The sequence below is a fragment of the Pantoea conspicua genome (assembly GCF_002095315.1).
Classification (GTDB): Bacteria; Pseudomonadota; Gammaproteobacteria; order Enterobacterales; family Enterobacteriaceae; genus Pantoea; species Pantoea conspicua.
The window spans coordinates 21,040-46,110 of record NZ_MLFN01000002.1; the positions used below are offsets into that span (position 1 = coordinate 21,040).

A 25,071-nucleotide genomic window follows, 5' to 3' on the forward strand; every position below is an offset into this window, starting at 1 on the left:
GGTGTTAAAACCCCTTAATGTTGTGTTTGTTATTCAATGGGTTGAAGCCGGGCCTGCTGGAGCCGGTGCAAAGTGATTTTCCTGACTTCTGCCTTGCTGACGGCGATATGGTCGGTCAGGATGCGTTGTGCCTCCTCGGTCTGTTGCTGAAAAATCGCCTGTAAAATCTGTTCATGCTCCTGATAGGTCGCGGTTATCCGATCGTCCGAGGTGAAGTCGAGTCGGCGGATAATGCGGATTTTCTCCGTCAGCTCGGCGTGAATACGCGCCATCTCCGGGTTACCCGCGGCGGCCACCAGCGTCATGTGAAACGCCTCATCGTGTTGTGACACGGTAAGGCCGGCGGTCAGCCGTTCGTCCTGGCACCAGAAGCGCGTCAGCCCGGTTAACAGGGCGCTGCACTGCGCCGCAGGCAGGGCGCACAATCGTTTTACCGCCTCACACTCCAGCACGGTACGCAGGTCATATAGCGACTCGAACCAGGCAAAATCGAAATTCCTGATCTGCCAGCCGCTGCGGAACCACACTTCAACGAAGCCTTCGCGTTCCAGCCGGAACAGCGCCTGACGGACCGGGGTGCGGCTGACCGCCATGCGACCGGCAATTTCACTTTCGCTGAAACGATCGCCGGGCATCAGGCGAAAAGCGAAAATCTCCTCCTTCAGCGCCTGATAAACCCGTTCCGCCAGCGCTTCCGGCCGGACCTTTGGGGTGGGGGAGTGCATCGTCATAGGGACTCCTTATTCCAGCCACAGCAGGTTCTCGCCGGGACTCACCGGACGGCCCGCCTGGCAGGCAATGCGTTTCACTCGCCCGTTCTGCGGCGCGACAATCGCCAGCTCCATCTTCATCGCCTCGACGATCACCAGCGTCTGACCGGCGCTGACCGTCTCACCCGGTTGCACCAGCACTTTCCAGATGTTGCCGTTCATATCGGCCTGCACCGCCAGCGCGCTCTCATCCTGCTCAGCGACCGGCGGCGGGGCGTCCGGCGTCAACGGTGCGTTCTGCTCTTCCTCTGCCCACAGCGTTACTTCCCGCTCAAACGCGGTCGCCTGACGCTGGCGGAAGGCCGCAATCTCATCGGCGTTGTCCGCCAGAAACTGCTGGTGGGCAGCAAAATCAAACTCTGTCTCTTCAATCCGCACACTGGCGCGGCCTTCGCGGAAATCTTCCCGCAGCTGCGTCAGTTCGGTTTCGCTCACCGGATAGAAACGCACCTGATCGAAAAAGCGCAGCAGCCAGGGCTCTTCAGCCGCGAACTGCGGGTTTTTCAGGAAGGTGTTCCAGATGGGCAGTGTGCGGCCAACCAGCTGATAGCCGCCGGGTGAATCCATGCCGTAAATGCACATGTACATGCCGCCGATGCCGACCGTGCCTTCGGCGGTGAAGGTGCGTGCCGGGCTGTATTTGGAACTCAGCAGACGATGGCGCGGATCGATCGGCACCGCACAGGGCGCGCCGAGATAGACATCGCCCAGCCCGAGCACCAGATAACTGGCGTTGAACAGGGTGTCGCGCACCTGTTCGCGATCGGTTAATCCATTGATACGCTGTATAAAATCAACGTTGTTTGGCAGCCAGGGAGCGCTGGACCGCACCGTTTCCTGATAGCGGGTTACCGCATCCAGAGTGGCACTGTCCTCAAACGCCATCGGCATCCAGACTACGCGTGACGGCACTTTCAGCGTGCTGACGTCGCCCAGCGTCGCTTCCAGCGTCAGCAACAGCGACATCAGTTCAGACTGACTGAGGATGCGGCTGTCGTAGCGCACCTGCAGGGAACGCACGCCGGGCGACAGCTCTTCGACGCCGGGTACCGCCCGTTCGCGTAGCGCAGCCATCAGCAGGTGAACGCGCAGTCGCAGCGCCAGATCCAGCACGTTGTCGCCATATTCAATCAGCACATATTTGTCGCCCGCCTGACGATAAACCGCCTTCGGTGTGGTCGCGGTGGCGTCCAGTGCGGCCAGCACGCTGGCGGAACCGTGCGCGGTTTCAGCCAGAGAAGGGATAGCAAATGCGGGGGAATGATGTGGGCGCAGCGTGGCGATCGCCTGCTGCTGTGCCTTTTCCCGCGCCAGTGCTTCATCAGCCGCGATCGGATGGAAACGAATGCGATCGCCCGGTTTAACCTGACCGACTTTCCACAGCTCGGCTTTGGCGATGGTGACCGGGCAGACGAACCCGCCCAGGCTGGGACCGTCATGCGTCAGGATCACCGGGAAGTCGCCGGTAAAATTGATGGCACCAATGGCATATTCGCAGTCGTGGACGTTAGAAGGGTGCAGACCCGCCTCGCCGCCGTTGGCGCGGGTCCAGCTCGGTTTCGGGCCGACCAGCCGTACGCCGAGGCGGTTGGAGTTGTAATGAACCTGCCAGTCGCTGGCAAAAAATTCGTCGATAGCGGCCTGGGTGAAGAAGTCCGGGGCGCCGTGCGGGCCGTAGAGCACGCCAATGCGCCACTCGGTACCGTAGTGCGGGATCATGGCCGGATCGGGCGACTGTGGCGCGCTGACCGGCGGCGGCGTGGTGCAGGCCGCCAGCTCAGGCCGGGAGATTGTCAGCATATCCGCGACGCGCAGCGTCCGTCCGGCATGGCCGCCAAACTGGCCCAGTGAGAAGGTGCTGCGGCTGCGAGGTATTCCGGCACGTCGAAACCGTTGCGTACCGCCAGATAGCTGCGACAGCCCTGCTGCGCGCGACCCAGTGCCAGCGTCTGTCCCGCTTTGATCGTCAGCGGCTGCCAGTTGCTGACCGGCTCGCCCTCCAGCGTTGCCGCACAGTCTGCGCCGGTCAGGGCGATAATCGCATCACAGTGGAAGCGCAGCGTCGGGCCCTGCAGGGTAAACTCCAGACCCGCCGCCGATTCGTCGTTACCGACAATCCGGTTCGCCAGCCGAAAGGCGAAATCATCCATCGGGCCGGACGGCGGAACGCCAATGTCCCAGTAGCCGAGGCGGCCCGGATAATCCTGAACCGAGCTGAAGGTGCCAGGCTGCAGCACTTCAATCACCGGCGCGGATGGGGTGAAGCTATCAAGATATCTGGTCCAGACCGCGCCGCTGCGAAACGCTTCGGTCGCCACGATCTGACGCAGATAGTCGAGATTGGTGGCGATGCCGTGCAGCTGAGTAGCGTCCAGCGCCTGCTGCATTTTTGCCAGCGCCGCCTCGCGGCTGTCGGCGTGCACAATCAGCTTGGCGACCATCGGATCGTAGAAGCTGGAGACTTCGCTGCCGGTTTCAATGCCGCTGTCGACGCGCACGCCCGCGGGAAAGCTGACGGCGGTGAGCAGGCCGGGGCTGGGCTGGAAGTTTTTCAGCGGATCTTCCGCGTAGAGCCGCACTTCAATGGCGGCGCCCTGCGGTGGCTGCTGCAGGCGCGGCCAGTCAATCTCATCGCCCGCCGCCACTTTTAACATGCATTCGACCAGATCCAGCCCGGTAACGCATTCGGTGACCGGATGCTCAACCTGCAGCCGGGTATTCACTTCGAGAAAGTAAAACGCCTGCTGAGTGACGTCATAGATATACTCGACGGTACCGGCGCTGCGGTAGCTGACCAGCTCACCCAGACGTACTGCCGAGGCGAGCAGGGCGTCACGCGTGGCGGCCGACAGGCCCGGAGCCGGGGTCTCTTCCACCACCTTTTGATTACGGCGCTGTAGTGAGCAGTCGCGCTCACCCAGCGCCACCACGGTGCCGCGACCGTCGCCAAAAATCTGCACTTCAACATGGCGGGCACGATCGATGCAGCGCTCCAGAAACACGCCGGCATCACTGAAGAACTGTTCGCCGAGACGACGCACACTCTCCCAGGCACTGGCTAACGCCGTGGCATCGGCGCAGCGCGTCAGGCCAATTCCGCCGCCGCCCGCGGTGCTTTTCAGCATCACCGGATAACCGATCTCATCGGCGGCCTGCAATGCCGCCTCCAGCGAATCCAGCAGCGGGGTGCCGGGCGTCATCGGCACACCGGCTCGCGCGGCCAGTTCCCGGGCGCGGTGCTTCAGACCAAACTCACCGATCTGTTGCGCTGTCGGGCCGACAAAAGCGATCCCCGCCTGCTCGCAGGCTTCGGCGAACGGCAGGCTCTCGGACAGGAATCCGTAGCCCGGCCAGATGGCTTCAGCGCCGCTCTGCTGCGCCGCCGCCAGAATTTTGTCGATGCGCAGATAGCTGTCGCTGGCTTTATCGCCGCCCAGCGCAATCGCCACATCTGCCTGCTTAACGTGCTGCGCATTACGGTCGGCATCGGAGTAGACCGCGACGCTTTTTACGCCAAGTCGTTTCAGCGTACGGATGGCGCGACAGGCAATTTCGCCACGGTTGGCAATTAATACGGTGCTGAACATGGTTTAGTGACTCCCTTGTGTCGCCAGCCAGTTGCGCCAGCCACCCGTTTCAGTAATCTCCAGCGCGTTATTGAGCGCAGACCCCTCACAGATAAAGCCTTTCACTACCCGACCGTCGGCCAGCGTCAGGCTGCCGATGCCCAGCGGCGGCGGGATTTCCGCCACGAATTCGCCAAAGCGCGCCAGCGGGATATCCCATAGCTCGACGGTGATAGCCGCACCCCGATCGTCGCGCATCAGGCCCGGTTTTTTGATCGGCCCATTCAGCAGCGCGAACAGGCGATAATCTGGCGCGGTCTGCGTCTCCTCCACCCACACCGCCTGACGGCTGGTGAGCTGGAAGTTGAGCGGCATACCGGTGAGATGCGCACCGACCACCGCCACACGCACGTGATCGGCGGAAGGCGGCAGGGCGCGCGACCGGGCTGGCTGCGGCTGTCCGGTGGCACCGAGCGGCAACGCTAACTGCTGCTGCCAGCGCAAACCAAAGTCGGCCAGCGCGCGATCGTGCCAGGCGGGTGCAATCAGTGTGATACCCGCCGGCAAATCGTCATTGCGGAACGGTCCGGGCAGCGCCAGCGCGGCGAGATCGGCCAGGTTGGTGAAGTTGGTGTAGGTGCCGAACTGTGAGTTGTACGCCACCGGTTCCTGCTTCATCTCCGCCAGCGTGTGGATGGTGGGCGAGGTTGGTACTACCAGCGCGTCAAACTGCGCCAGAGTCTGTTGAATCTGTCGCGACAGCTCCGCCCGCAGGTACTCCGCCTGATACGCCTCAACGGCGCTGTATTTCAGGCCGCTGGCGACGATGCCGTACACCACCGGGTCCATCTCCGCCGGACGATGCAGCATGTCGCCGACCGCAGCGGTACGCTCGGCCACCCAGGGACCGGAATAGAGCTGCGCTGCCAGCTGGCTAAACGGCGTGAAATCAATCGGCTGCAGCGTTACGCCCGCCACCAGCAGCGCTTCCAGCGCCCGATCCCAGGCCGCTTCAGCCGCCGCATCGTCAAAAAATTCGGGATTGGCCGGGATGGCAAAGTGAGGATGAGCGGGCAGGCTGGCCGGGGCAGTATGCGGATTGATGCGGGAGTAGGCGTCAGCGGCGTCATAGCCACCGGCCAGGCTGGCGACGCTAAAGGCATCCTCCACCGTCAGGGCAAAGACGGAAAGGGTGTCATTCAGCCGACAGGCCGGGACCACGCCGTGCGCAGAAAACCAGCCTTTAGTGGGTTTCAGGCCGACAATATTATTAAATCCGGCCGGGACCCGACCCGACCCGGCGGTGTCGGTGCCGAGCGAGAAGCCGACCAGCCCGCGCGCTAACACCGAGGCGGAACCGGAACTGGAGCCGCCGCTGACGTAGTCGGCATCAAAGGTGTTAGCGACCGCGCCATAGGGCGAACGGGTGCCGACCAGGCCGGTAGCAAACTGATCGAGGTTGGTTTTGCCAATCACCACCGCGCCAGCGGCTTTCAGCCTGGCAACCACCGTCGCGTCGTTTTCTGCGATATAGGTGAAGGCCGGGCAGGCGGCGCTGGTCGGCCAGCCGGCAATGTCGATGTTGTCCTTGACGGCGAACGGCACGCCAAACAGCGGCAGCGACGCGGGATCGCGCTGGTACTGCGCCAGTAGCGGTTCCAGCTGCGCCATTAGCTGCGCCGGAGTGGCGAGATAGATCCAGGCGTTATCCTGCGGGTCCAGCGCCGCCAGATGCGCCTCCAGCAGCGGAATAACCTGCTGCGGTGCCGATTGATAGCGTTGCTGCCAGTCGTGAAGGGTCAAGCCAAAGGTCGAAGCCATACGTTGAATTCCAGCTGGTATACAAGATGGAGTTCAACAGAGCAAAGGCTGTGCCATATTTTTAACGCTATGATTCAACGCGTTAAGTGTGGTTGCCATAAGTTTTTGTGATGGTTATTTGCACAATTGCGGCGCAGCGGACGGGCGATGACGGTGCGTTTAACCTCTGCGTGCGTAAATTTTGTGAAGAACATGGCAAGAGCCGGGTGGCCTGGTTAGCATGAAGGGAGTCTGGCAACCTGCCGGCGCCCAGCAACAGAGGAGATTTACGTGGTGAAGTGGCGTAACTGGATGATAGGGATCTGCCTGGTCGGCACGGCCAGCAGCGCGTGGGCCGATTCGCTTGATCAACAACGACAGCGTTATCAACAAATTAAACAGGCCTGGGACAGTAACCAGATGGCCACGGTGGATCAGCTGTTGCCAACGCTACAGGATTATCCACTCTATCCTTATCTGCAGTATCGTCTGCTGGCGCAGGATCTCGATCAGGAGACCAGCCTGGCGGTACAAAACTTTATCCGTCAGTATCCGACGTTGCCACCGGCGCGCTCGCTCAGCACCCGTTTTATCAACGTGCTGGCGCATCGCCAGGACTGGCAGGGCGTGCTTAACTTCAGCCCGACCGAGCCGAAACCGGTGCAGGCGCGCTGTAACTGGTACTACGCCAAATGGGCCACCGGCCAGCAGCAGGCGGCCTTTGACGGTGCGAAGCAGATCTGGCTGCGCGGCACGGCGCTGCCCAATGATTGCGATAAACTCTTCTCGGTATGGCAAGCCTCCGGCCAGCTCTCACCGATTACCATTCTGGAACGCATCCGGCTGGCGATGAAAGCGGGCAACGACAGCCTGGTGAGCTATCTGGCGAAAACCCTGCCGGCCGATTACCAGACCATGTCAGATGCGATCCAGGCGCTGCAGCAGGACCCGCTGACGGTCAGCACTTTTGCCAGCGCGGTCGGGCCAACAGACTTTACCCGCCAGGCAACGATTTACGCCTTCACGCGGGTGGCACGCCAGGATATGGAAAACGCCCGCAGCCTGATCCCGATTCTGGTACGGGCCCAGAAAATGGGGCCGGAGGATGAGCAGGCGCTGAAGGAGATCGTGGTGTGGCGCATGATGGGCAGCGACCTGACCTCGGAACAGGCGCGCTGGCGTGATGCGGTGGTGATGAGCAGTGAATCGACCGCGCTGGTGGAACGTCGGGTGCGGCTGGCGCTCTCTCAGCACGACCGTCGGGGCCTGAATACCTGGATCGCGCGTCTGCCGCTGGAAGCCAAAGAGAAGGATGAGTGGCAATACTGGCAGGCCGATCTGTTGTTTGAAAAAGATCGCAAAGAGGAAGCGGAAGAGATCCTGCGTAAGCTGATGCAGGCCCGCGGCTTCTATCCGATGGTGGCGGCGCAGCGCCTGGGCGTGGACTATCCGCTGCAGGTCGATGAAGCGCCGAAGCCCGATAGCGCAACGGTACAGGGCGCAGAGCTGGCCAGGGTGCGTGAGCTGATGTACTGGGGACTGGATAACCTGGCGCGCAGCGAATGGGCTAACCTGATTGCCAGTCGCCCGCACAGTCAGCAGCAGATGCTGGCGCGTTACGCTAACGAGCAGGACTGGTGGGATCTCAGCGTGCAGGCCACCATTACCGCGAAAATGTGGGACAGCCTGAAAGAGCGCTTCCCGCTGGCGTGGCAGAGTGTCTATCAGCGTAATACCCAGGACAAGCAGATTCCGCCGAGCTACGCGATGGCCATCTCACGTCAGGAGAGTGCGTGGAACCCGAAAGCGCGTTCACCGGTCGGTGCCAGCGGCCTGATGCAGATCATGCCAGCCACCGCGGCGCATACCGTCAAAATGTACACTATTCCGGGTTACGCCAATACCAGTCAGCTGCTGGACCCTGAGACCAATATCCAGATCGGGACGCAGTATCTGGAATATGTCTATCAGCAGTTTGGTCAGAATCGTATTTTCGCCTCGGCGGCTTACAATGCCGGACCCGGACGGGTACGCAGCTGGCAGAAAGTCAGTGGCGGTAACCTTGATGCGGTGGCGTTTATTGAGACCATTCCGTTCTCAGAAACCCGTGGCTACGTGAAGAATGTACTGGCGTATGACGCCTACTATCGTCACTTCATGGGCCAGCCTGACAAGATCCTGTCAGATGCTGAGTGGAATCGCCGTTACTAGCTGTGCTAAGCTTCCGTACTCTTTAGCGAGTACGGAAGCCACTTCATGACCCAACCTGATTCCCCAACCGATGCGCACCAGGCAGAGGATAGCTGGCATCGCTTTGTCGGGCTGATGCAGCAGGCCTTTGCGGATGGCCATGCGCTGCCGCTGATGCAGCTGATGATGACGCCGGATGAGCGCGAGGCTTTTGGCACCCGTCTGCGGATTATTGAAGAGCTGATGAACGGCGAGATGAGCCAGCGCGAGCTGAAAAACGAGCTTGGGGTCGGTATTGCGACCATCACGCGTGGCTCAAACAGCCTGAAAGAGGCCCCGCCCGAGCTGAAACGCTGGCTGGAAGCGCATCTGGGCCGCCGCTGATTACTGCTGATAAAGCGGATGAACAAACGGGCAGAGCGCCAGGATCAGTGCCTGATGATAAACGCTGGAGCGGCTGAGCAGGCCCTGAGTAAAAGCACCAATCGCGCCGCCCTGCTGTTTAATATTCTCAATGCCGGTTAAGCGGGCCATCTCCTCGCCCAGCTCGCGGCCTTCCCGCACGCCAGCCAGAACTACCGGTGGCAACGTGAAGCTGGCCGAGCGGGATTCTCCACGCTGTTTCTGATTTTCCACCACCATCCAGGCAAAGGCGCAGTCATCTTCAATGCCGGCCTCGATGGCCACCCAGAATGCCGCTTCAGGTCGGACCTGTCGGGCATTCATTACCCGCTGACGTGCGCCAGTTCGCGTTTCAAGATGGGTTAACGGCTGTGCTGCAACGCCGCTATCGACCTCGACCCCTTCAATATGGCAGGATCCCTCGCCGAAAACGTCGTTGAATGCCTGCGCAATCGCGCGAATCTTCGCTGGGTTGGTGGTGGCTGCGACAACATGGTACATAATTGGTTGAACCCTTAGGTGATTAAGAGCCTGGCCCATCAGGCTATTTTATTTGTCAGTCTGAACCTGTGCAGTGCACACAATCCTTACGTACGCTATGTACGCTCCGGTTGTTCCGCGCTGTCCCTGTCCAGACTGTCTGCAACAATAGCGCCTGATGGGGTCGGCTCTAAGGCGATTTTTGTCGCAGTATAACGGAAACTAAGCATGCTACAGGTCTATCTTGTTCGTCACGGTGAAACGGTATGGAATGCGGAACGCCGCATTCAGGGTCAGTCCGACAGTCCGCTGACGGAAAAAGGTGAGCAACAAGCCCATCAGGTGGGTGAACGCGTCAGGAGTCTGGGTATCACACACATCATCGCCAGCGATCTCGGGCGTACGCGCCACACTGCTGAGATCATCGCCGATGCCTGTGGTTGCGTGGTGACGCTCGACCCTCGTCTGCGCGAACTGAACATGGGGGTGCTGGAGAAGCGTCCTCTCGACGGGTTAACCGCCGAAGAAGAGCAGTGGCGCGCCACGCTGGTTAACGGTACCGAAGGGGGACGTATCCCGAACGGTGAGTCGATGACCGAGATGGCTACGCGGATGCACCAGGCGCTGAACGCCTGTCTCGACCTGCCTGCGGGCAGCCGGCCACTGCTTGTCAGTCACGGCATGGCGCTGGGGGTACTGGTCAGTACGATTCTCGGCCTGCCAGCCCATGCGGAGCGGCGGCTGCGGCTGCGTAACTGCTCGATCTCACGCGTAGATCATCAACAGAGCGCCTGGCTGGCGCAGGGCTGGGTGGTTGAAACGGCCGGGGATATTTCCCATCTTGATGCGCCAGCGCTCGACGAGTTGCAGCGCTAAAGAGAAACGCTTCTGCCGTCAGCATGACGGCAGAATGGCTTAACTGGCGGCGGGCTGGTGGCGAATCGGAATCAGATATTCACAGCGGATCTCCGCTGGCGGTTCGCTGCGTTTTTTACCACCGTGGGTAATAAACCGTTCAATATCCTGTCCCTGGCGGCGGGTCAGGCCCAGCGTCGGCATACAGGTGCCGTACAGCAACAGGATAAATTCCTGCAGCTCAACGCGCGGTCCGGTGTAGGTGAACTGCACATAGTCGCCCGCTTCGAGGATAACGCTCTGGCCGGAGTGCAGATTTATGGCGCTGTCGGCCGGCACCGCAGTGGTGTAGAGAATTTCCTGCTCATCATCCTTATCCTGACTGGCGCGTACCTGATGCAGGCCATACAGCACCGGCGGCACCGTGTCGGTCTCCAGCAGGAACTGCTTCCAGAAATGGATGCGCATTTCGTCGCGGTAACTGGAGATCTGCTCCAGGGTACAGGTGTAGTTCTGGGTTTGCCCCACCAGCACCGTTTCCGGCAGGGTGACGAAGCTCGGTTCAGGCTGCGTCTCGTCGCTGAGGCGAATCGGTGGACGGATCCCAAATGAATTCCACTCTGAAGAGCGGCGATACCAGGCCGGCGTCTGGTTAAACTGCTTTTTAAACGCACGGGTAAAGGTCTGCTGCGAATCAAAACGATACTGCAGTGCAATATCCAGAATCGGGCGGCTGGTAAGACGCAATGCAACCGCGGCTTTTGACAGACGTCGCGCTCGGATATAAGCGCCAATGGCATGGCCGGTGACGTCCTTGAACATCCTTTGTAAATGCCATTTAGAGTAACCCGCTTTCAGGGCGACATTGTCCAGTGAAAGGGGTTGATCCAGATGGCTCTCCAGCCAGACAAGCAAATCGCGAATGATACCGGCTTGGTCCATAAAACATCCTCATACTCTGGTGGTGCAGCTAAACGCAGTCGTCGAATAATAGCACTAAATGCTCAAAAGGCGTGGGCAGCTTTCTCAGGAAGATGGTGCTACATCAGTGCGGGCTTAAACCCGTTTTGGTTTGGTCATTAACTCGATTGACAGTACATTACAGTCACATCTATTCCCTTTGCAATGGTAACGCCATGACAATATCTCGCCTTATGATCGCCGCATTTGCCACTCTGACCTTTTCCAGCCCGCTGCTTGCCGAGGAGATTGGCTCGGTGGATACGGTATTCAAGATATTTGGACCCGACCACAAGATTGTCGTTGAAGCCTTCGATGATCCCGATGTTAAAAATGTAACCTGTTATATCAGTCGGGCGAAAACCGGCGGCATTAAAGGCGGATTAGGTCTGGCGGAAGACACCTCTGACGCAGCCATCTCGTGCCAGCAGGTTGGGCCGGTCGAGCTGAGTGAGAAGATTGTGCAGGGCAAAGCGCAGGGCGACGTGGTGTTTCGCCAGCGCACCTCACTGATCTTCAAGAAGCTGCAGGTTGTACGCTTCTTCGATAAAAAGCGCAACGCCTTAGTCTATCTGACCTACTCCGACAAAGTGGTGGAAGGCTCGCCGAAGAATGCCCTGAGCGCAGTACCGATTATGCCGTGGCGCTAAGGCAAAAAAAAACGCCCGTCAGGGCGTTTTTTTGCCAGCGGACCGGTTAGTCCTGCAGGTCGCCGCAGAAGCGATAACCTTCACCATGAATGGTGGCGATAATCTCTGGCGTATCCGGCGTTGACTCGAAATGCTTACGGATGCGGCGGATGGTCACGTCGACGGTACGATCATGCGGCTTGAGATCGCGACCGGTCATTTTTTTCAGCAGATCCGCACGGGTCTGGATCTTGCCCGGGTTCTCGCAGAAGTGCAGCATGGCGCGGAATTCACTGCGCGGCAGCTTGTAATGTTCACCGTTCGGGTTGATCAGCGAGCGGCTATTAATATCCAGCTCCCAGCCGTTGAACTTATAGCTCTCAACCTGACGACGCTCTTCGCCTGGCAGCGCCAGATTCATGGTGCGTGACAGCAGGTTGCGGGCACGGATCGTCAGTTCACGCGGGTTAAAGGGCTTGGTGATGTAGTCGTCAGCGCCAATCTCCAGACCGAGAATTTTATCGACTTCGTTATCACGGCCGGTCAGGAACATCAGGGCGACGTTAGCCTGTTCGCGCAGTTCACGGGCCAGTAACAGGCCGTTTTTACCGGGCAGGTTGATGTCCATAATGACCAGATTGACGTCATTGTCGGTCAGCACCTGATGCATTTCAGCACCATCTGTCGCCTCATACACCACATAACCTTCCGCCTCAAAAATGCTTTTGAGGGTATTACGCGTGACCAGTTCGTCTTCAACGATAAGAATGTGCGGGGTCTGCATGTTTAGCTACCTAAAATTTGCCAACAAATTAAAAACAGGGCGTACAGCGGTATGGCGTTCTTCATCTTTGAGAGCGGCGGACCGTGCTGAACCGTTGCAGGAAATACTATTTTGATAAGCCCTCTATCAACGTCAACAACAGTATTAGCTCAGCCAGTCAGGATGAAAGTTGCATGCCCCGTGAGAGAAAGATAATGGCGCATATCCTAACTGCATTAACAGCAACCTAACAGCACCAACTACAACCGATAAGCATAAAAACAACGCTTCGTTGACTTATATCAAATGCAATTGTAGCACGTTAACACTTTTGTGAAAAACTTCTAGCAGATTGCCTGCTTAGCTCACAAAAAGCAGCAATTTTGCTACATTTAATGCAAGTAATTTGCAAACTAAAACCGGATGGGAACAGTATTTTAGATCACTGAATTTCAACGGATTTATAACGATTTTATTAATAAGGCCAGTTTACATCGCAAAATGCGTCTGATCATCGATTTTTACCAGTTTTAACATCCGCTTTTGTTGTTTCCGCGAGGCGGCTAATTCATTAACAGCCGTGTTAATATGGCGTTATGTCAGCAAACCCAACGGAATAAACATGCTTTTTCCCCTGATTCTGGTCTCGCCTGCCCGGGCAGAAAATATTGGCGCTGCGGCGCGCGCGATGAAAACCATGGGCTTTAGCCAGCTGCGGATTGTCGCCAGTGACGCCTGGCAGGATCCGGCTGCACGCCGGGTCGCGCACGGCGCTGGCGACATCCTCGATAACCTCCAGACCTACGCGACCCTGGCTGAGGCGTTAGCGGATATTGACTTCTCGGTGGCGACCACCGCCCGCAGCCGGGCAAAGTTTCGCTATTACGCCACGCCTGAACAGGTTGAAATCCAGCTGCTGGAAAAGCGTCAGTGGGTGAGCAGCATGGCGTTGGTATTTGGTCGTGAGGACAGCGGACTGACCAATGAGGAACTGGAACAGGTTGACCTGCTGACCGGCATCCCGATGGCGAACGACTATCCGTCGCTGAATCTGGGGCAGGCGGTCATGGTTTACTGCTATCAGCTGGCGAAGCTGAATCAGGTAGCGGCGCCGGCGGTACCGGCGGCGGACGGTCAACAGCTGCAGGCGCTGCGTCAGCGTTTTCATCAGTTACTGCAGACGCTGGAGGTCAGCGACGATGAGAAAATGGCGGACTGGATTAACCAGCGCATTGGCCTGCTGGAACAGCGCGACAGCGCGATGCTGCACCGCCTGCTGCACGACATAGAAAAAAAGCTTATAGATAAATCCTCGGGAAAAAGCGGGTTTTCCAGCGACAGATCGTAGAGAATTTTAGCATGGCAAACGATCGCACACGATTTAGCGCTTTCACAGGCAGCTGTGCGCAGTGCCGGAAATTTGACCTTCGGACAAATTCGTTGACTTAACGTGCGCTTTGCTTTACTTCTGAAAGCCAGACGGACAGACAAAAACAGACAGAAAATAAATCTCAATGCGTAAAAACAGCCTGAACACCACAATTATTACCACCACCATTACCCCAGGTAACGGTGCGGGCTGACGCATACAGGAAAAAATAGAAAAAAGCCCGCACCTAAACAGTGCGGGCTTTTTTTTCGGCTTAAATTCAGGAGAGTTTATATCATGCGAGTGCTGAAATTCGGCGGGACCTCGGTGGCGAATGCGGAAAGGTTTCTTCGCGTCGCCGACATTCTGGAAAATAATGCGCAACAAGGACAGGTTGCAACCGTGCTCTCTGCGCCAGCGAAGATTACTAACCATCTGGTGGCGATGATTGAAAAAACCATCAGTGGTCAGGATGCTTTGCCGAATATCAGCGATGCTGAACGCATCTTCAGCGAGCTGCTGCAGGGCCTGGCGGCGGCGCAGCCCGGCTTTGAATACGATCGTCTGAAACCCGCGTTGACCTTGAATTTGCTCAGCTGAAACAGGTGCTGCATGGCATCAGCCTGTTAGGGCAATGTCCCGACAGCGTCAATGCGGCCATCATTTGTCGCGGTGAAAAGCTCTCGATCGCCATTATGGAAGCGCTGCTGCAGGCGCGGGGTCATGAGGTCAGCGTTATCGATCCGGTCGAAAAGCTGCTGGCGATCGGCCACTACCTTGAATCGACGGTGGATATTGCTGAATCGACCCGTCGCATTGCCGCCAGCCAGATCCCGCCACAGAACATGATCCTGATGGCGGGCTTCACCGCCGGCAATGAGCGCGGTGAACTGGTGGTACTGGGACGTAACGGCTCTGACTATTCGGCAGCGGTGCTGGCCGCCTGTCTGCGCGCCGACTGCTGTGAAATCTGGACCGATGTCGATGGCGTCTATACCTGCGATCCGCGCCAGGTGCCGGATGCGCGTCTGCTGAAATCGATGTCCTATCAGGAGGCGATGGAGCTCTCCTATTTTGGTGCCAAGGTGCTGCATCCGCGTACCATTGCGCCAATCGCCCAGTTCCAGATCCCGTGCCTGATTAAAAATACCGCCAATCCCCAGGCGCCCGGCACGCTCATCAGCGGCCAGGGTGAGCTGGATGAAAATCCGGTTAAAGGCATCACTAACCTGAACAATATGGCGATGGTCAACGTCTCCGGTCCTGGCATGAAAGGGATGGTCGGGATGGCGGCTCGCGTGTTTGCTGCGATGTCACGCACCGGCATCTCCGTGGTGCTGATCACCCAGTCCTCTTCCGAATACAGCATCAGCTTCTGCGTACCGCAAAATGAGCTGGCGCGGGCGCGTCACGTGCTGGAAGAGGAGTTTTATCTTGAACTGAAAGATGGCCTGCTCGATCCGCTGGATATCATTGAAAACCTGGCGGTGATTTCGGTGGTCGGTGACGGTATGCGCACGCTGCGCGGCATCTCGGCAAAATTCTTCTCGGCGCTGGCGCGCGCCAACATCAATATCGTGGCGATTGCCCAGGGCTCGTCCGAGCGCTCGATCTCGGTGGTGGTGAATAATGACGAAGTGATCACCGGGGTACGCGTGGTGCATCAGATGTTGTTCGCCACCGATCAGGTGATCGAAGTCTTTGTGGTCGCGTCGGTGGGGTTGGCGGTGCGCTGCTGGATCAGTTACACCGTCAGCAGGCGTGGCTGAAGCAAAAGCATATCGATCTGCGGGTCTGCGGCATTGCCAACTCGCGCGCGCTGTTGACTCATGTACACGGCATTGACCTCAGCAACTGGAAAGCGGCGCTGAGCGAAGCCAAAGAGCCGTTCAACCTCGGCCGTCTGACCCGCCTGGTGAAAGAGTACCATCTGCTGAACCCGGTGATTGTCGACTGTACCTCCAGCCAGGCGGTGGCCGATCAGTATGCGGATTTCCTCAGCGAGGGCTTCCACGTGGTGACGCCGAACAAAAAGGCCAACACCTCGTCGTGGAATTACTACCAGCAGATGCGGGCGGCGGCGGCGAAGTCACGGCGTAAATTCCTTTACGACACCAACGTCGGCGCGGGCTTACCGGTGATCGAAAACCTGCAGAATCTGATGAATGCCGGTGACGAGCTGCTGCGCTTTTCCGGTATTCTCTCCGGCTCGCTATCGTTTATCTTCGGCAAGCTGGATGAGGGCGTATCGCTGTCGCAGGCGACTAACATGGCACGCGAAATGGGATTCACTGAACCGGATCCGCGAGACGATCTCTCCGGCACCGATGTCGCGCGTAAGCTGCTGATTCTGGCGCGTGAAGCGGGTCATCAGCTGGAGCTGAGCGACATTGAAATCGAACCGTTGCTGCCGGACAGCCTGACCGCGATTCAGGATGTCGAACAGTTTATGCAGCGCCTGCCGGAGCTGGATAACGCCTTTGCCGCACGCGTGGCGCAGGCACGCGATGAAGGGAAAGTGTTGCGCTACGTCGGAGCGATTGAAGAGGGCGGCGTCTGCAAAGTGAAAATCGACGCGGTCGACGGTAATGATCCGCTGTATAAAGTGAAAAACGGCGAGAACGCGCTGGCATTTTACAGCCGCTACTATCAGCCGATTCCACTGGTGCTGCGCGGCTACGGTGCAGGAAATGATGTGACGGCAGCCGGTGTTTTTGCTGACCTGCTGCGCACGCTGTCATGGAAGTTGGGAGTTTAATAATGGTAAAAATTTATGCACCGGCCTCAATTGGTAACGTTAGCGTCGGCTTTGATGTGCTGGGCGCGGCGGTGTCGCCGGTGGATGGCTCGCTGCTGGGCGACTGCGTCTCGGTAGAGGCGGCCGATCGTTTCAGCCTGACCAACGCGGGTCGCTTTGTCAGTAAGCTGCCGGCCGATCCCAAAGAGAATATCGTTTATCAGTGCTGGCAGCGGTTCTGTGAGGCGATGGGTAAAGAGATTCCGGTGGCGATGACGCTGGAGAAGAACATGCCGATCGGCTCCGGGCTGGGGTCGAGCGCCTGTTCGGTGGTGGCTGGCCTGATGGCAATGAACGAATTTTGCGGCAAGCCACTCAGCGACAGCCAGTTGCTGTTGCTGATGGGCGAGCTGGAAGGGCGGATTTCCGGCAGCGTCCATTATGATAATGTGGCTCCGTGCTTCCTCGGCGGCATTCAGCTGATGCTGGAAGAGAATGGCATTATCAGCCAGCCGGTGCCGGGTTTTGATGACTGGCTGTGGGTGATGGCTTACCCAGGCATTAAAGTTTCTACCGCCGAAGCGCGCGCGATACTGCCGGCGCAGTATCGTAAAGAGGACTGCATCAAGCACGGCCGTCTGCTGGCGGGCTTCATTCATGCCTGCCATACGCGTCAGCCGCAGCTGGCAGCTAAACTTATGCAGGATGTGATTGCCGAGCCTTATCGCACCCGACTGCTGCCAGGCTTCGCCGATGCGCGGCAGGCCGCGCAGGACATTGGCGCGCTGGCCTGCGGTATTTCTGGCTCCGGTCCGACACTTTTCGCCGTTTGCAACCAGATGGAAACGGCACAGCGGATGGCTGACTGGCTGAGCCAGCACTATCTGCAGAATGATGAAGGCTTCGTCCATATCTGCCGTCTTGACACGGCTGGCGCACGACAATTGGGATAACGCATGAAACTCTACAATCTAAAGGATCACAACGAGCAGGTCAGCTTCGCCCAGGCGGTGAAACAGGGGCTGGGTTCGCAGCAGGGGCTGTTTTTCCCGCTTGAACTGCCAGAGTTTGAACTGACCGACATCGACGCGATGCTGGAGATGGATTTTGTCAGCCGCAGCAGCAAAATTCTCTCGGCCTATATTGGTGACGAAATCCCGGCCCACCAGCTGGCTGAGCGTGTTAAAGCCGCGTTTGCTTTCCCGGCGCCGGTTAAAGCGGTCAGTGAAGATATCGCCTGCCTGGAGCTGTTCCACGGCCCGACGCTGGCGTTTAAAGATTTCGGTGGCCGTTTTATGGCGCAGATGCTGGCGTACGTCAGCGGCTCAGATGAGCAGATCACCATTTTAACCGCCACCTCCGGTGATACCGGTGCCGCAGTAGCGCACGCCTTTTATGGCATGAAAAACGTGCGGGTGGTGATCCTCTATCCGCAGGGCAAAATCAGCCCGTTGCAGGAGAAACTCTTCTGTACCCTGGGCGGTAATATCGAAACGATCTCTATCGACGGCGATTTCGATGCCTGCCAGGCGCTGGTGAAACAGGCGTTTGATGATGAAGAGCTGAAGCGGGCGATTGGCCTGAATTCGGCTAACTCGATCAACATCAGCCGCCTGCTGGCGCAGATCTGCTACTACTTTGAAGCGGTCGCTCAGCTGCCCCAGGAAAAACGTAATCAGCTGGTGGTATCGGTGCCGAGCGGCAACTTTGGCGATCTGACCGCCGGTCTGCTGGCGAAATCGCTGGGCCTGCCGATCAAGCGCTTTATCGCCGCCACTAACGCCAACGATACGGTGCCGCGCTTCCTGGGTAACGGCGAGTGGCAGCCGAATCTGACGGTTTCGACGTTATCGAATGCAATGGATGTCAGCCAGCCTAATAACTGGCCGCGGGTGGAAGAGCTGTTCCGCCGTAAGACCTGGCGGTTAACCGATCTGGCCTACGGTGCGGTTTCAGATGAGACCACCCGCGCCGCAATGCGTGAGCTGGCGGAAATGGGCTATATCTCTGAGCCGCACGCTGCGATTGCCTGGCGTCTGCTGCGCGATCAGCTGCAGGAAGGGGAGTATGGTTTGTTCCTCGGCACCGCGCATCCGGCGAAATTCAGAGAGAGCGTGGAAGAGATTCTGGAGCAGACGCTGACGCTGCCACCTGAGCTGGCGGAGCGGGCAGAATTGCCGTTGCTGTCACATCAGATGCAGGCCGATTTTGCCGCGCTGCGGGCCTTTCTGCTGAAATAACCCTGTGTGGTGCTTCCCGAATAACGGGAAGCACCACGGGCGCAGCCGGTTACGGCTCGGCGCGCTTAAACACCAGCTCTGTCTCGCTGCTGCTGGCAGCATCAAAAGCATAGCCATCCAGATCAAACGCCTTAAGCTGTTCCGGCTTTGTCAGGCGCTGCTGAATCACGAAGCGACTCATCAATCCGCGCGCCTTCTTGGCATAGAAACTAATCACTTTGTAACTGCCGTTTTTCTGATCGAGGAACACCGGCTTAATCAGCTGCGCCTGCAGTTTTTTCGGTTTGATCGCCCTGAAGTATTCGTCGGAGGCGAGGTTAATCAGCACCTCGTCACCCTGTTCCGCCAGCGCGGCGTTCAGCGTCTCCGTCAGCAGATCGCCCCAGAAGCTATAGAGATCGTTGCCGGCCGGATTGGCCAGCCGGATGCCCATCTCCAGACGGTAAGGCTGCATCAGGTCGAGCGGTCGCAGCACGCCATACAGGCCGGACAGCATACGCAAATGCTGCTGGGCGAAATCAAAATCCTGATCGCTGAAGGTCTCTGCCTGCAAACCGGTGTAGACATCCCCTTTGAACGCCAGAATCGCCTGACGGGCGTTGTTCGGGCTGAAATCGGGCTGCCAGCTATTAAAACGCTCGGCATTGAGGTGCGCCAGCTTGTCACTGATGCCCATTAACGAGGCGATGTTGGCGGGTGACAAATCGCGCGCAATCTCAATCAGCTGTTGTGACTTTTCTAACAGGGCAGGCTGGGTAAACCGCGGGGTCGCCAGCGGACTTTCGTAATCCAGCGTCTTGGCGGGCGAGATCACCATCAACATAGTTGCTTCCTCGGTTAACACCTGGTTTTACAGGGGATTGGCTTTTCATTAAGCCTCGCAGTGTACCAAAAAAGCCGCAAAGAATGACGAATCACACCTATTTGTTCACGCTATGGTAAACGGCATTCCCTGACCTTGCGCCACCGTTGACGCGTGATATTATCGCAACAGCCTTTTTTCACCCTGACAGTTAACTAAGAGAAAAGAACATGACGGACAAACTTACTTCCCTGCGTCAGCTCACCACCGTGGTAGCCGACACCGGTGATATTGCAGCCATGAAGCTGTATCAGCCGCAGGACGCTACCACCAACCCTTCTCTGATTCTCAACGCCGCACAAATCCCTGAATACCGCAAACTGATCGATGAAGCGATCGGCTGGGCGCGTGAGCAGAGCAGCAACAAAGAAGAGCAGCTGCAGCTGGTTTCTGACAAGCTGGCGGTTAACATTGGTCTGGAAATTCTCAAACTGATCCCCGGCCGTATCTCGACCGAAGTTGATGCCCGTCTCTCTTACGACACTGAAGGCAGCATCGCCAAAGCCCGCAGCCTGATCAAACTCTATAACGATGCCGGTATCAGCAACGATCGCATCCTGATCAAACTGGCTTCAACCTGGCAGGGTATTCGCGCGGCGGAGCAGCTGGAAAAAGAAGGCATCAACTGTAACCTGACGCTGCTGTTCTCCTTCGCTCAGGCGCGTGCCTGTGCCGAAGCGGGCGTGTTCCTGATTTCACCGTTTGTGGGCCGTATCCTCGACTGGTACAAAGCCAACACCGATAAGAAAGAGTACGCGGCACACGAAGATCCAGGCGTGGTTTCCGTCTCTGAAATCTACAACTACTACAAGCAGCACGGCTATGAAACCGTGGTGATGGGCGCCAGCTTCCGTAACGTCGGCGAAATTATCGAGCTGGCTGGCTGTGACCGTCTGACCATTTCACCTGCGCTGCTGAAAGAGCTGGCAGAGAGCGAAGGCACACTGGAGCGTAAACTGAGCTACAGCGGCGAAGTGAAAGCGCGTCCGGCCCGCATGACCGAGTCTGAGTTCCTGTGGCAGCACAACCAGGATCCAATGGCGGTGGCGAAGCTGGCCGAAGGTATCCGCAATTTTGCCGTTGATCAGGGCAAGCTTGAGAAGATGCTGGCAGAACTGCTGTAATGACTGACCGTGACGGCACTGTCCGTCACGGTTTCCCTTTTCCGTCACTTTCGCTTTGTATTATCCTTTCCGCTCTTCCCCTTTTATTCCACCGCACCGCGGTAAATCACAGCGAAGATAATCATGAACACATTACGCATAGGCCTGATCTCGGTATCCGATCGCGCCGCCAACGGCATTTATCAGGATCAGGGCATTCCGGCGCTGGAAAGCTGGCTGAGCAGCGCTATCAGCACGCCATTTGAGATCGAATCACGGCTGGTGCCGGATGAGCAGCCGATGATCGAGCAGGCCATTTGCGAACTGGTTGATGAACGTTTTTGCCATCTGGTACTGACCACCGGCGGCACCGGACCGGCACGACGTGATGTCACACCGGACGCCACCTTAGCCGTTGCCGATCGCGAAATGCCTGGTTTTGGTGAGCAGATGCGCCAGATCAGCCTGCAGTTTGTGCCGACCGCCATTCTGTCGCGTCAGGTCGGGGTGATCCGCAAGCAGTCACTGATCCTTAATCTGCCCGGCCAGCCGAAATCGATCAAAGAGACGCTGGAAGGGCTGAAGGATGAAGAGGGTAAGGTGAAGGTGCACGGCATTTTCGCCTCCGTACCTTATTGTTTACAGTTGCTGGAAGGGCCGTACGTGGAAACCCACGCCAGCGTGGTAGCAGCTTTTCGGCCTAAAAGCGCGATACGTGAGATAAATAACTAAATATTCTGCTTTTCAGGCATAAGCTACAGCCTGGCTGGTGTGGCAAAAGATTGACGGTATAGTAAGCCCAGCTTTACAACCTTTTCTCTTTTGCCTCTGGAATATTATGAATCCGACACCTGCTCAGCGCCTGACTGGCAAAGATTACAAAACGCTGGCGCTGGCCGCTCTCGGCGGCGCGCTGGAATTTTACGACTTTATTATTTTCGTCTTCTTCGCTGCGGTGATTGGCGAACTCTTTTTCCCCGCCGATATGCCTGAGTGGCTGCGCCAGTTGCAAACCTTCGCAATTTTCGCGGCCGGTTATCTGGCGCGCCCGCTGGGCGGCATTATCATGGCGCACTTTGGCGATAAGGTCGGGCGTAAGAAGATGTTCAGCCTGAGCATCTTACTGATGGCGCTGCCGACCCTGATGATGGGTGCGTTACCGACCTGGCAAACGCTCGGCATTGCTGCGCCGATTTTGATGCTGCTGCTGCGTATGTTGCAGGGTGCGGCGATTGGCGGTGAAGTGCCAGGCGCCTGGGTCTTTGTGGCAGAGCATGTCCCTTATAAACGCATCGGTATCGCCTGCGGCACGCTGACCGCCGGACTGACCGTGGGTATTTTGCTGGGTTCGGTGGTGGCGACGCTGATCAATACCTCGATGACGCAGCAGGCGATCCTTGAGGGCGGCTGGCGTATTCCGTTCTTGCTCGGCGGGTTGTTTGGGCTGGGGCGATGTACCTGCGCCGCTGGCTGCATGAGACGCCGGTATTTGTGGCGATGCAACAGCGTAAAGCGCTGGCGGAGACGCTGCCGCTGAAGACCGTACTCACCCGGCATAAAAAATCGGTGGCGATCTCCATGCTGCTGACCTGGCTGTTGTCAGCCTGCATCGTGGTGGTCATCCTGATGTCGCCGGTCTGGTTGCAGAAGCAGCAGGGGATTGCGCCCGCGCTGACCCTGCAGGCCAACAGCATCGCCACTGTGATGCTCTGCTTCGGCTGCATTATTGCCGGCATGGCGGCTGACCGCTTTGGGGCCAGCCGTACGCTGTGCGTCGGCAGCGTGCTACTGGCGCTGTGTAGCTGGCTTTTTTACCATCAGGTTGCCAGCCATCCGCAACAGCTGTTTCTGCTGTATGGCGTGGTGGGATTAAGCGTCGGCGTGGTCGGCGTGGTGCCGTTTGTGATGGTGCGCGCGTTTCCGGCTGAGGTGCGTTTTACCGGTCTCTCATTCTCTTACAACCTTTCCTATGCGATTTTTGGCGGCCTGACGCCTATCGTGGTCACGCTGATGATGCGTTACTCGACCTTCGCGCCCGCCTGGTATGTGCTGGCCCTGGCGCTGGTGGGGCTGGTGGTGGGCATCTGGCTGCGGCGTGATATCAGCCACGCCAGCAGCAGTGCTGAAATGGTCCGGCAGCCCTGAATCGCGTCAGCGCGGTGCCGGGCGCCGCTTCCCGACCTGCGCGTGCCGTTACGGCCAGGCAAACAACAAAATTTTTTTTGGTTTAACCCTTGATGCGCATCGAAGCGGCCCCATTTACTTGTCATCGAGCGTTGTGAACGTTGGAAAAAAAGCATGTGCTGGCAGGTTGAATGCAAACAACCCGCCCACATAAAAGGTTCACAACCCAAATTGGCAACGAATTTAAGTGGGAGATGTTTAGATGGGTAAGATTATTGGTATTGACCTGGGTACAACCAACTCTTGTGTTGCGATCATGGATGGCACTAAAGCACGCGTGCTGGAGAATGCCGAGGGCGATCGCACCACGCCTTCAATTATTGCTTACACGCAGGATGGCGAGACTCTGGTCGGTCAACCGGCTAAACGTCAGGCAGTGACCAACCCGCAGAACACCCTGTTCGCGATTAAGCGTCTGATCGGTCGTCGCTTCCAGGACGAAGAAGTGCAGCGTGATATCAAAATCATGCCGTACAAAATCACCAATGCAGACAACGGTGACGCCTGGCTGGAAGTGAAAGGTCAGAAAATGGCACCACCGCAGATCTCTGCTGAAGTGCTGAAAAAAATGAAGAAAACCGCCGAAGATTACCTCGGTGAGCCCGTAACTGAAGCGGTCATTACCGTTCCGGCCTACTTTAACGATGCGCAGCGTCAGGCGACCAAAGATGCCGGCCGTATCGCGGGTCTGGAAGTGAAGCGTATTATCAACGAACCAACGGCAGCCGCGCTGGCGTATGGTCTGGATAAAGGCCAGGGCAACCGCACCATCGCAGTTTATGACCTGGGTGGCGGTACCTTCGATATCTCAATCATTGAGATCGACGAAGTTGACGGCGAAAAACCTTCGAAGTACTGGCAACCAACGGTGATACCCACCTGGGTGGTGAAGACTTCGATAGCCGCCTGATCAACTATCTGGTGGCGGAATTTAAGAAAGATCAGGGTATCGATCTGCACAACGATCCGCTGGCGATGCAGCGTCTGAAAGAAGCCGCAGAAAAAGCGAAAATTGAGCTTTCTTCAGCGCAGCAGACCGACGTTAACCTGCCATACATCACGGCAGACGCGACCGGTCCTAAGCACCTGAACATCAAAGTGACCCGTGCGAAACTGGAATCGCTGGTGGAAGATCTGGTTGCCCGTTCTATCGCGCCACTGAAAGTTGCGCTGCAGGATGCCGGTCTGTCAGTGTCTGACATCAACGACGTTATCCTGGTCGGTGGTCAGACGCGTATGCCACTGGTTCAGGCCAAAGTCACTGAGTTCTTTGGTAAAGAGCCACGTAAAGACGTGAACCCGGATGAAGCGGTTGCAGTCGGTGCAGCGGTTCAGGGTGGTGTACTGGGCGGTGACGTGAAAGATGTGCTGCTGCTGGACGTTACCCCACTGTCACTGGGTATCGAAACCATGGGTGGCGTAATGACGTCACTGATCAGCAAGAACACCACCATCCCGACCAAGCACAGCCAGGTGTTCTCAACAGCTGAAGATAACCAGTCAGCCGTGACCATTCACGTGCTGCAGGGTGAGCGTAAGCGCGCCAATGACAACAAGTCACTGGGCCAGTTCAACCTCGACGGTATCCAGGCTGCACCGCGTGGTATGCCGCAGATCGAAGTCACCTTCGATATCGATGCGGACGGTATCCTGCACGTATCAGCGAAAGATAAGAACAGCGGTAAAGAGCAGAAAATCACCATTAAAGCCTCTTCCGGTCTGAACGACGAAGAGATCGAAAAAATGGTGCGTGACGCGGAAGCGAACGCTGAATCTGACCGTAAGTTCGAAGAGCTGGTACAGACGCGTAACCAGGGTGACCAGATTGCCCACAGCACGCGTAAGCAGCTGGATGAAGCGGGCGATAAACTGACCGCTGACGACAAAGCGCCTATCGAAGCTGCGCTGGCCGCTCTGGAAACCGCGCTGAAAGGCGAAGATAAAGCGGAAATCGACGCCAAAATGCAGGCGCTGATGGAAGTGTCCGGCAAACTGATGGAAGCCGCACAGCAGTCTCAGGCGGGTGCGGCGGATGCCGGCGATGCGTCAGCGAAGAAAGATGATGACGTTGTCGACGCTGAATTCGAAGAAGTGAAAGACAACAAGAAATAATTGCCCCTGACCGGGCGCGACGGTTGGCCTGACAGCCGTTGAAACCAGC

General features: G+C 57.6%; 16 protein-coding genes, 4 pseudogenes and 1 other annotated feature. Of the genes and pseudogenes, 13 read left to right on the forward strand and 7 right to left on the reverse strand.

All coding sequences use genetic code 11. The features are described from left to right. Positions 1-29 precede the first annotated feature (29 nt). From HA41_RS01095 to atzF, 3 genes and pseudogenes are all read right to left on the reverse strand, one after another. Positions 30-731: a GntR family transcriptional regulator gene (locus tag HA41_RS01095; protein WP_094119205.1), complete on the reverse strand. Its 702-nt coding sequence runs from the start codon at positions 729-731 to the stop codon at positions 30-32. Positions 732-740: 9 nt separating this feature from the next. Next, positions 741-4,357 (reverse strand): annotated as a pseudogene (gene uca, locus HA41_RS01100) (urea carboxylase). 3 nt (positions 4,358-4,360) lie between these two features. Then, positions 4,361-6,157, reverse strand: a complete 1,797-nt coding sequence (gene atzF / locus HA41_RS01105; RefSeq protein ID WP_094119206.1) for an allophanate hydrolase — start codon at positions 6,155-6,157, stop codon at positions 4,361-4,363. Between the two features lie 270 nt (positions 6,158-6,427). Between atzF and sltY the strand changes: the two genes are divergently transcribed. Continuing rightward, positions 6,428-8,347, forward strand: coding sequence for a murein transglycosylase (sltY, locus tag HA41_RS01110; RefSeq protein WP_094119207.1), 1,920 nt, complete (start codon positions 6,428-6,430; stop codon positions 8,345-8,347). A 45-nt stretch (positions 8,348-8,392) separates the two neighbouring features. Beyond that, positions 8,393-8,710 carry a trp operon repressor gene (trpR, locus tag HA41_RS01115; RefSeq protein WP_094119208.1) on the forward strand — a complete coding sequence of 106 codons (318 nt, stop codon included), beginning with the start codon at positions 8,393-8,395 and terminating at the stop codon, positions 8,708-8,710. On the opposite strand, the gene yjjX is transcribed toward trpR, so the two are convergent. Further along, the gene (yjjX, locus tag HA41_RS01120) at positions 8,711-9,229 is read right to left on the reverse strand and encodes an inosine/xanthosine triphosphatase (protein ID WP_094119209.1); all 519 of its coding nucleotides are present in this window, start codon (positions 9,227-9,229) and stop codon (positions 8,711-8,713) included. Between the two features lie 207 nt (positions 9,230-9,436). Here yjjX and gpmB point away from each other — a divergent pair, with 207 nt between their 5' ends. Then, the gene (gene gpmB / locus HA41_RS01125) at positions 9,437-10,084 is read left to right on the forward strand and encodes a 2,3-diphosphoglycerate-dependent phosphoglycerate mutase GpmB (protein ID WP_094119210.1); all 648 of its coding nucleotides are present in this window, start codon (positions 9,437-9,439) and stop codon (positions 10,082-10,084) included. 39 nt (positions 10,085-10,123) lie between these two features. On the opposite strand, the gene robA is transcribed toward gpmB, so the two are convergent. Further along, positions 10,124-11,005: an MDR efflux pump AcrAB transcriptional activator RobA gene (robA, locus tag HA41_RS01130; RefSeq protein ID WP_094119211.1), complete on the reverse strand. Its 882-nt coding sequence runs from the start codon at positions 11,003-11,005 to the stop codon at positions 10,124-10,126. A 194-nt stretch (positions 11,006-11,199) separates the two neighbouring features. On the opposite strand from robA, the gene creA reads away from it, so the two are divergent. Next, positions 11,200-11,673 (forward strand): protein CreA, encoded by a 474-nt coding sequence (gene creA, locus HA41_RS01135; protein ID WP_094119212.1) that lies wholly within the window; start codon positions 11,200-11,202, stop codon positions 11,671-11,673. Between the two features lie 46 nt (positions 11,674-11,719). Here the strand turns inward: creA and arcA are convergent, their stop codons facing one another. Beyond that, positions 11,720-12,436 carry a two-component system response regulator ArcA gene (arcA, locus tag HA41_RS01140; protein ID WP_094119213.1) on the reverse strand — a complete coding sequence of 239 codons (717 nt, stop codon included), beginning with the start codon at positions 12,434-12,436 and terminating at the stop codon, positions 11,720-11,722. 601 nt (positions 12,437-13,037) lie between these two features. On the opposite strand from arcA, the gene HA41_RS01145 reads away from it, so the two are divergent. The 5 genes and pseudogenes from HA41_RS01145 to thrC all read left to right on the forward strand — a co-directional run bounded on the left by HA41_RS01145 (position 13,038) and on the right by thrC (position 18,761). Next, a complete protein-coding gene (locus HA41_RS01145; protein ID WP_094119214.1) occupies positions 13,038-13,763 on the forward strand; it encodes a tRNA/rRNA methyltransferase in 726 nt (241 codons plus the stop codon). Between the two features lie 166 nt (positions 13,764-13,929). Then, positions 13,930-13,998, forward strand: a complete 69-nt coding sequence (gene thrL / locus HA41_RS21620) for a thr operon leader peptide (RefSeq protein ID WP_094119309.1) — start codon at positions 13,930-13,932, stop codon at positions 13,996-13,998. Continuing rightward, positions 13,937-14,055 (forward strand) — a sequence feature (Thr leader region). Its footprint overlaps the gene before it by 62 nt. A 26-nt stretch (positions 14,056-14,081) precedes the next feature. Continuing rightward, a pseudogene (thrA, locus tag HA41_RS01155) lies at positions 14,082-16,542 on the forward strand (bifunctional aspartate kinase/homoserine dehydrogenase I). Positions 16,543-16,544: 2 nt separating this feature from the next. Beyond that, on the forward strand, positions 16,545-17,474 hold the full coding sequence (thrB, locus tag HA41_RS01160; protein ID WP_094119215.1) for a homoserine kinase: 930 nt from the start codon (positions 16,545-16,547) through the stop codon (positions 17,472-17,474). Between the two features lie 3 nt (positions 17,475-17,477). Next, on the forward strand, positions 17,478-18,761 hold the full coding sequence (gene thrC / locus HA41_RS01165; RefSeq protein ID WP_094119216.1) for a threonine synthase: 1,284 nt from the start codon (positions 17,478-17,480) through the stop codon (positions 18,759-18,761). A gap of 49 nt (positions 18,762-18,810) precedes the next feature. Here thrC and yaaA read toward each other — a convergent pair whose 3' ends face one another. Continuing rightward, on the reverse strand, positions 18,811-19,584 hold the full coding sequence (yaaA, locus tag HA41_RS01170) for a peroxide stress protein YaaA (protein ID WP_094119217.1): 774 nt from the start codon (positions 19,582-19,584) through the stop codon (positions 18,811-18,813). Between the two features lie 209 nt (positions 19,585-19,793). Here yaaA and tal point away from each other — a divergent pair, with 209 nt between their 5' ends. The 4 genes and pseudogenes from tal to dnaK all read left to right on the forward strand — a co-directional run bounded on the left by tal (position 19,794) and on the right by dnaK (position 25,022). After that, positions 19,794-20,747: a transaldolase gene (gene tal / locus HA41_RS01175; RefSeq protein WP_013356716.1), complete on the forward strand. Its 954-nt coding sequence runs from the start codon at positions 19,794-19,796 to the stop codon at positions 20,745-20,747. Between the two features lie 123 nt (positions 20,748-20,870). After that, complete coding sequence (mog, locus tag HA41_RS01180; RefSeq protein ID WP_094119218.1) at positions 20,871-21,458, forward strand: molybdopterin adenylyltransferase; 588 nt, start codon at positions 20,871-20,873, stop codon at positions 21,456-21,458. A gap of 106 nt (positions 21,459-21,564) precedes the next feature. Beyond that, a pseudogene (locus HA41_RS01185) lies at positions 21,565-22,871 on the forward strand (MFS transporter). 241 nt (positions 22,872-23,112) lie between these two features. Beyond that, a pseudogene (gene dnaK / locus HA41_RS01190) lies at positions 23,113-25,022 on the forward strand (molecular chaperone DnaK). Positions 25,023-25,071 lie beyond the last annotated feature (49 nt).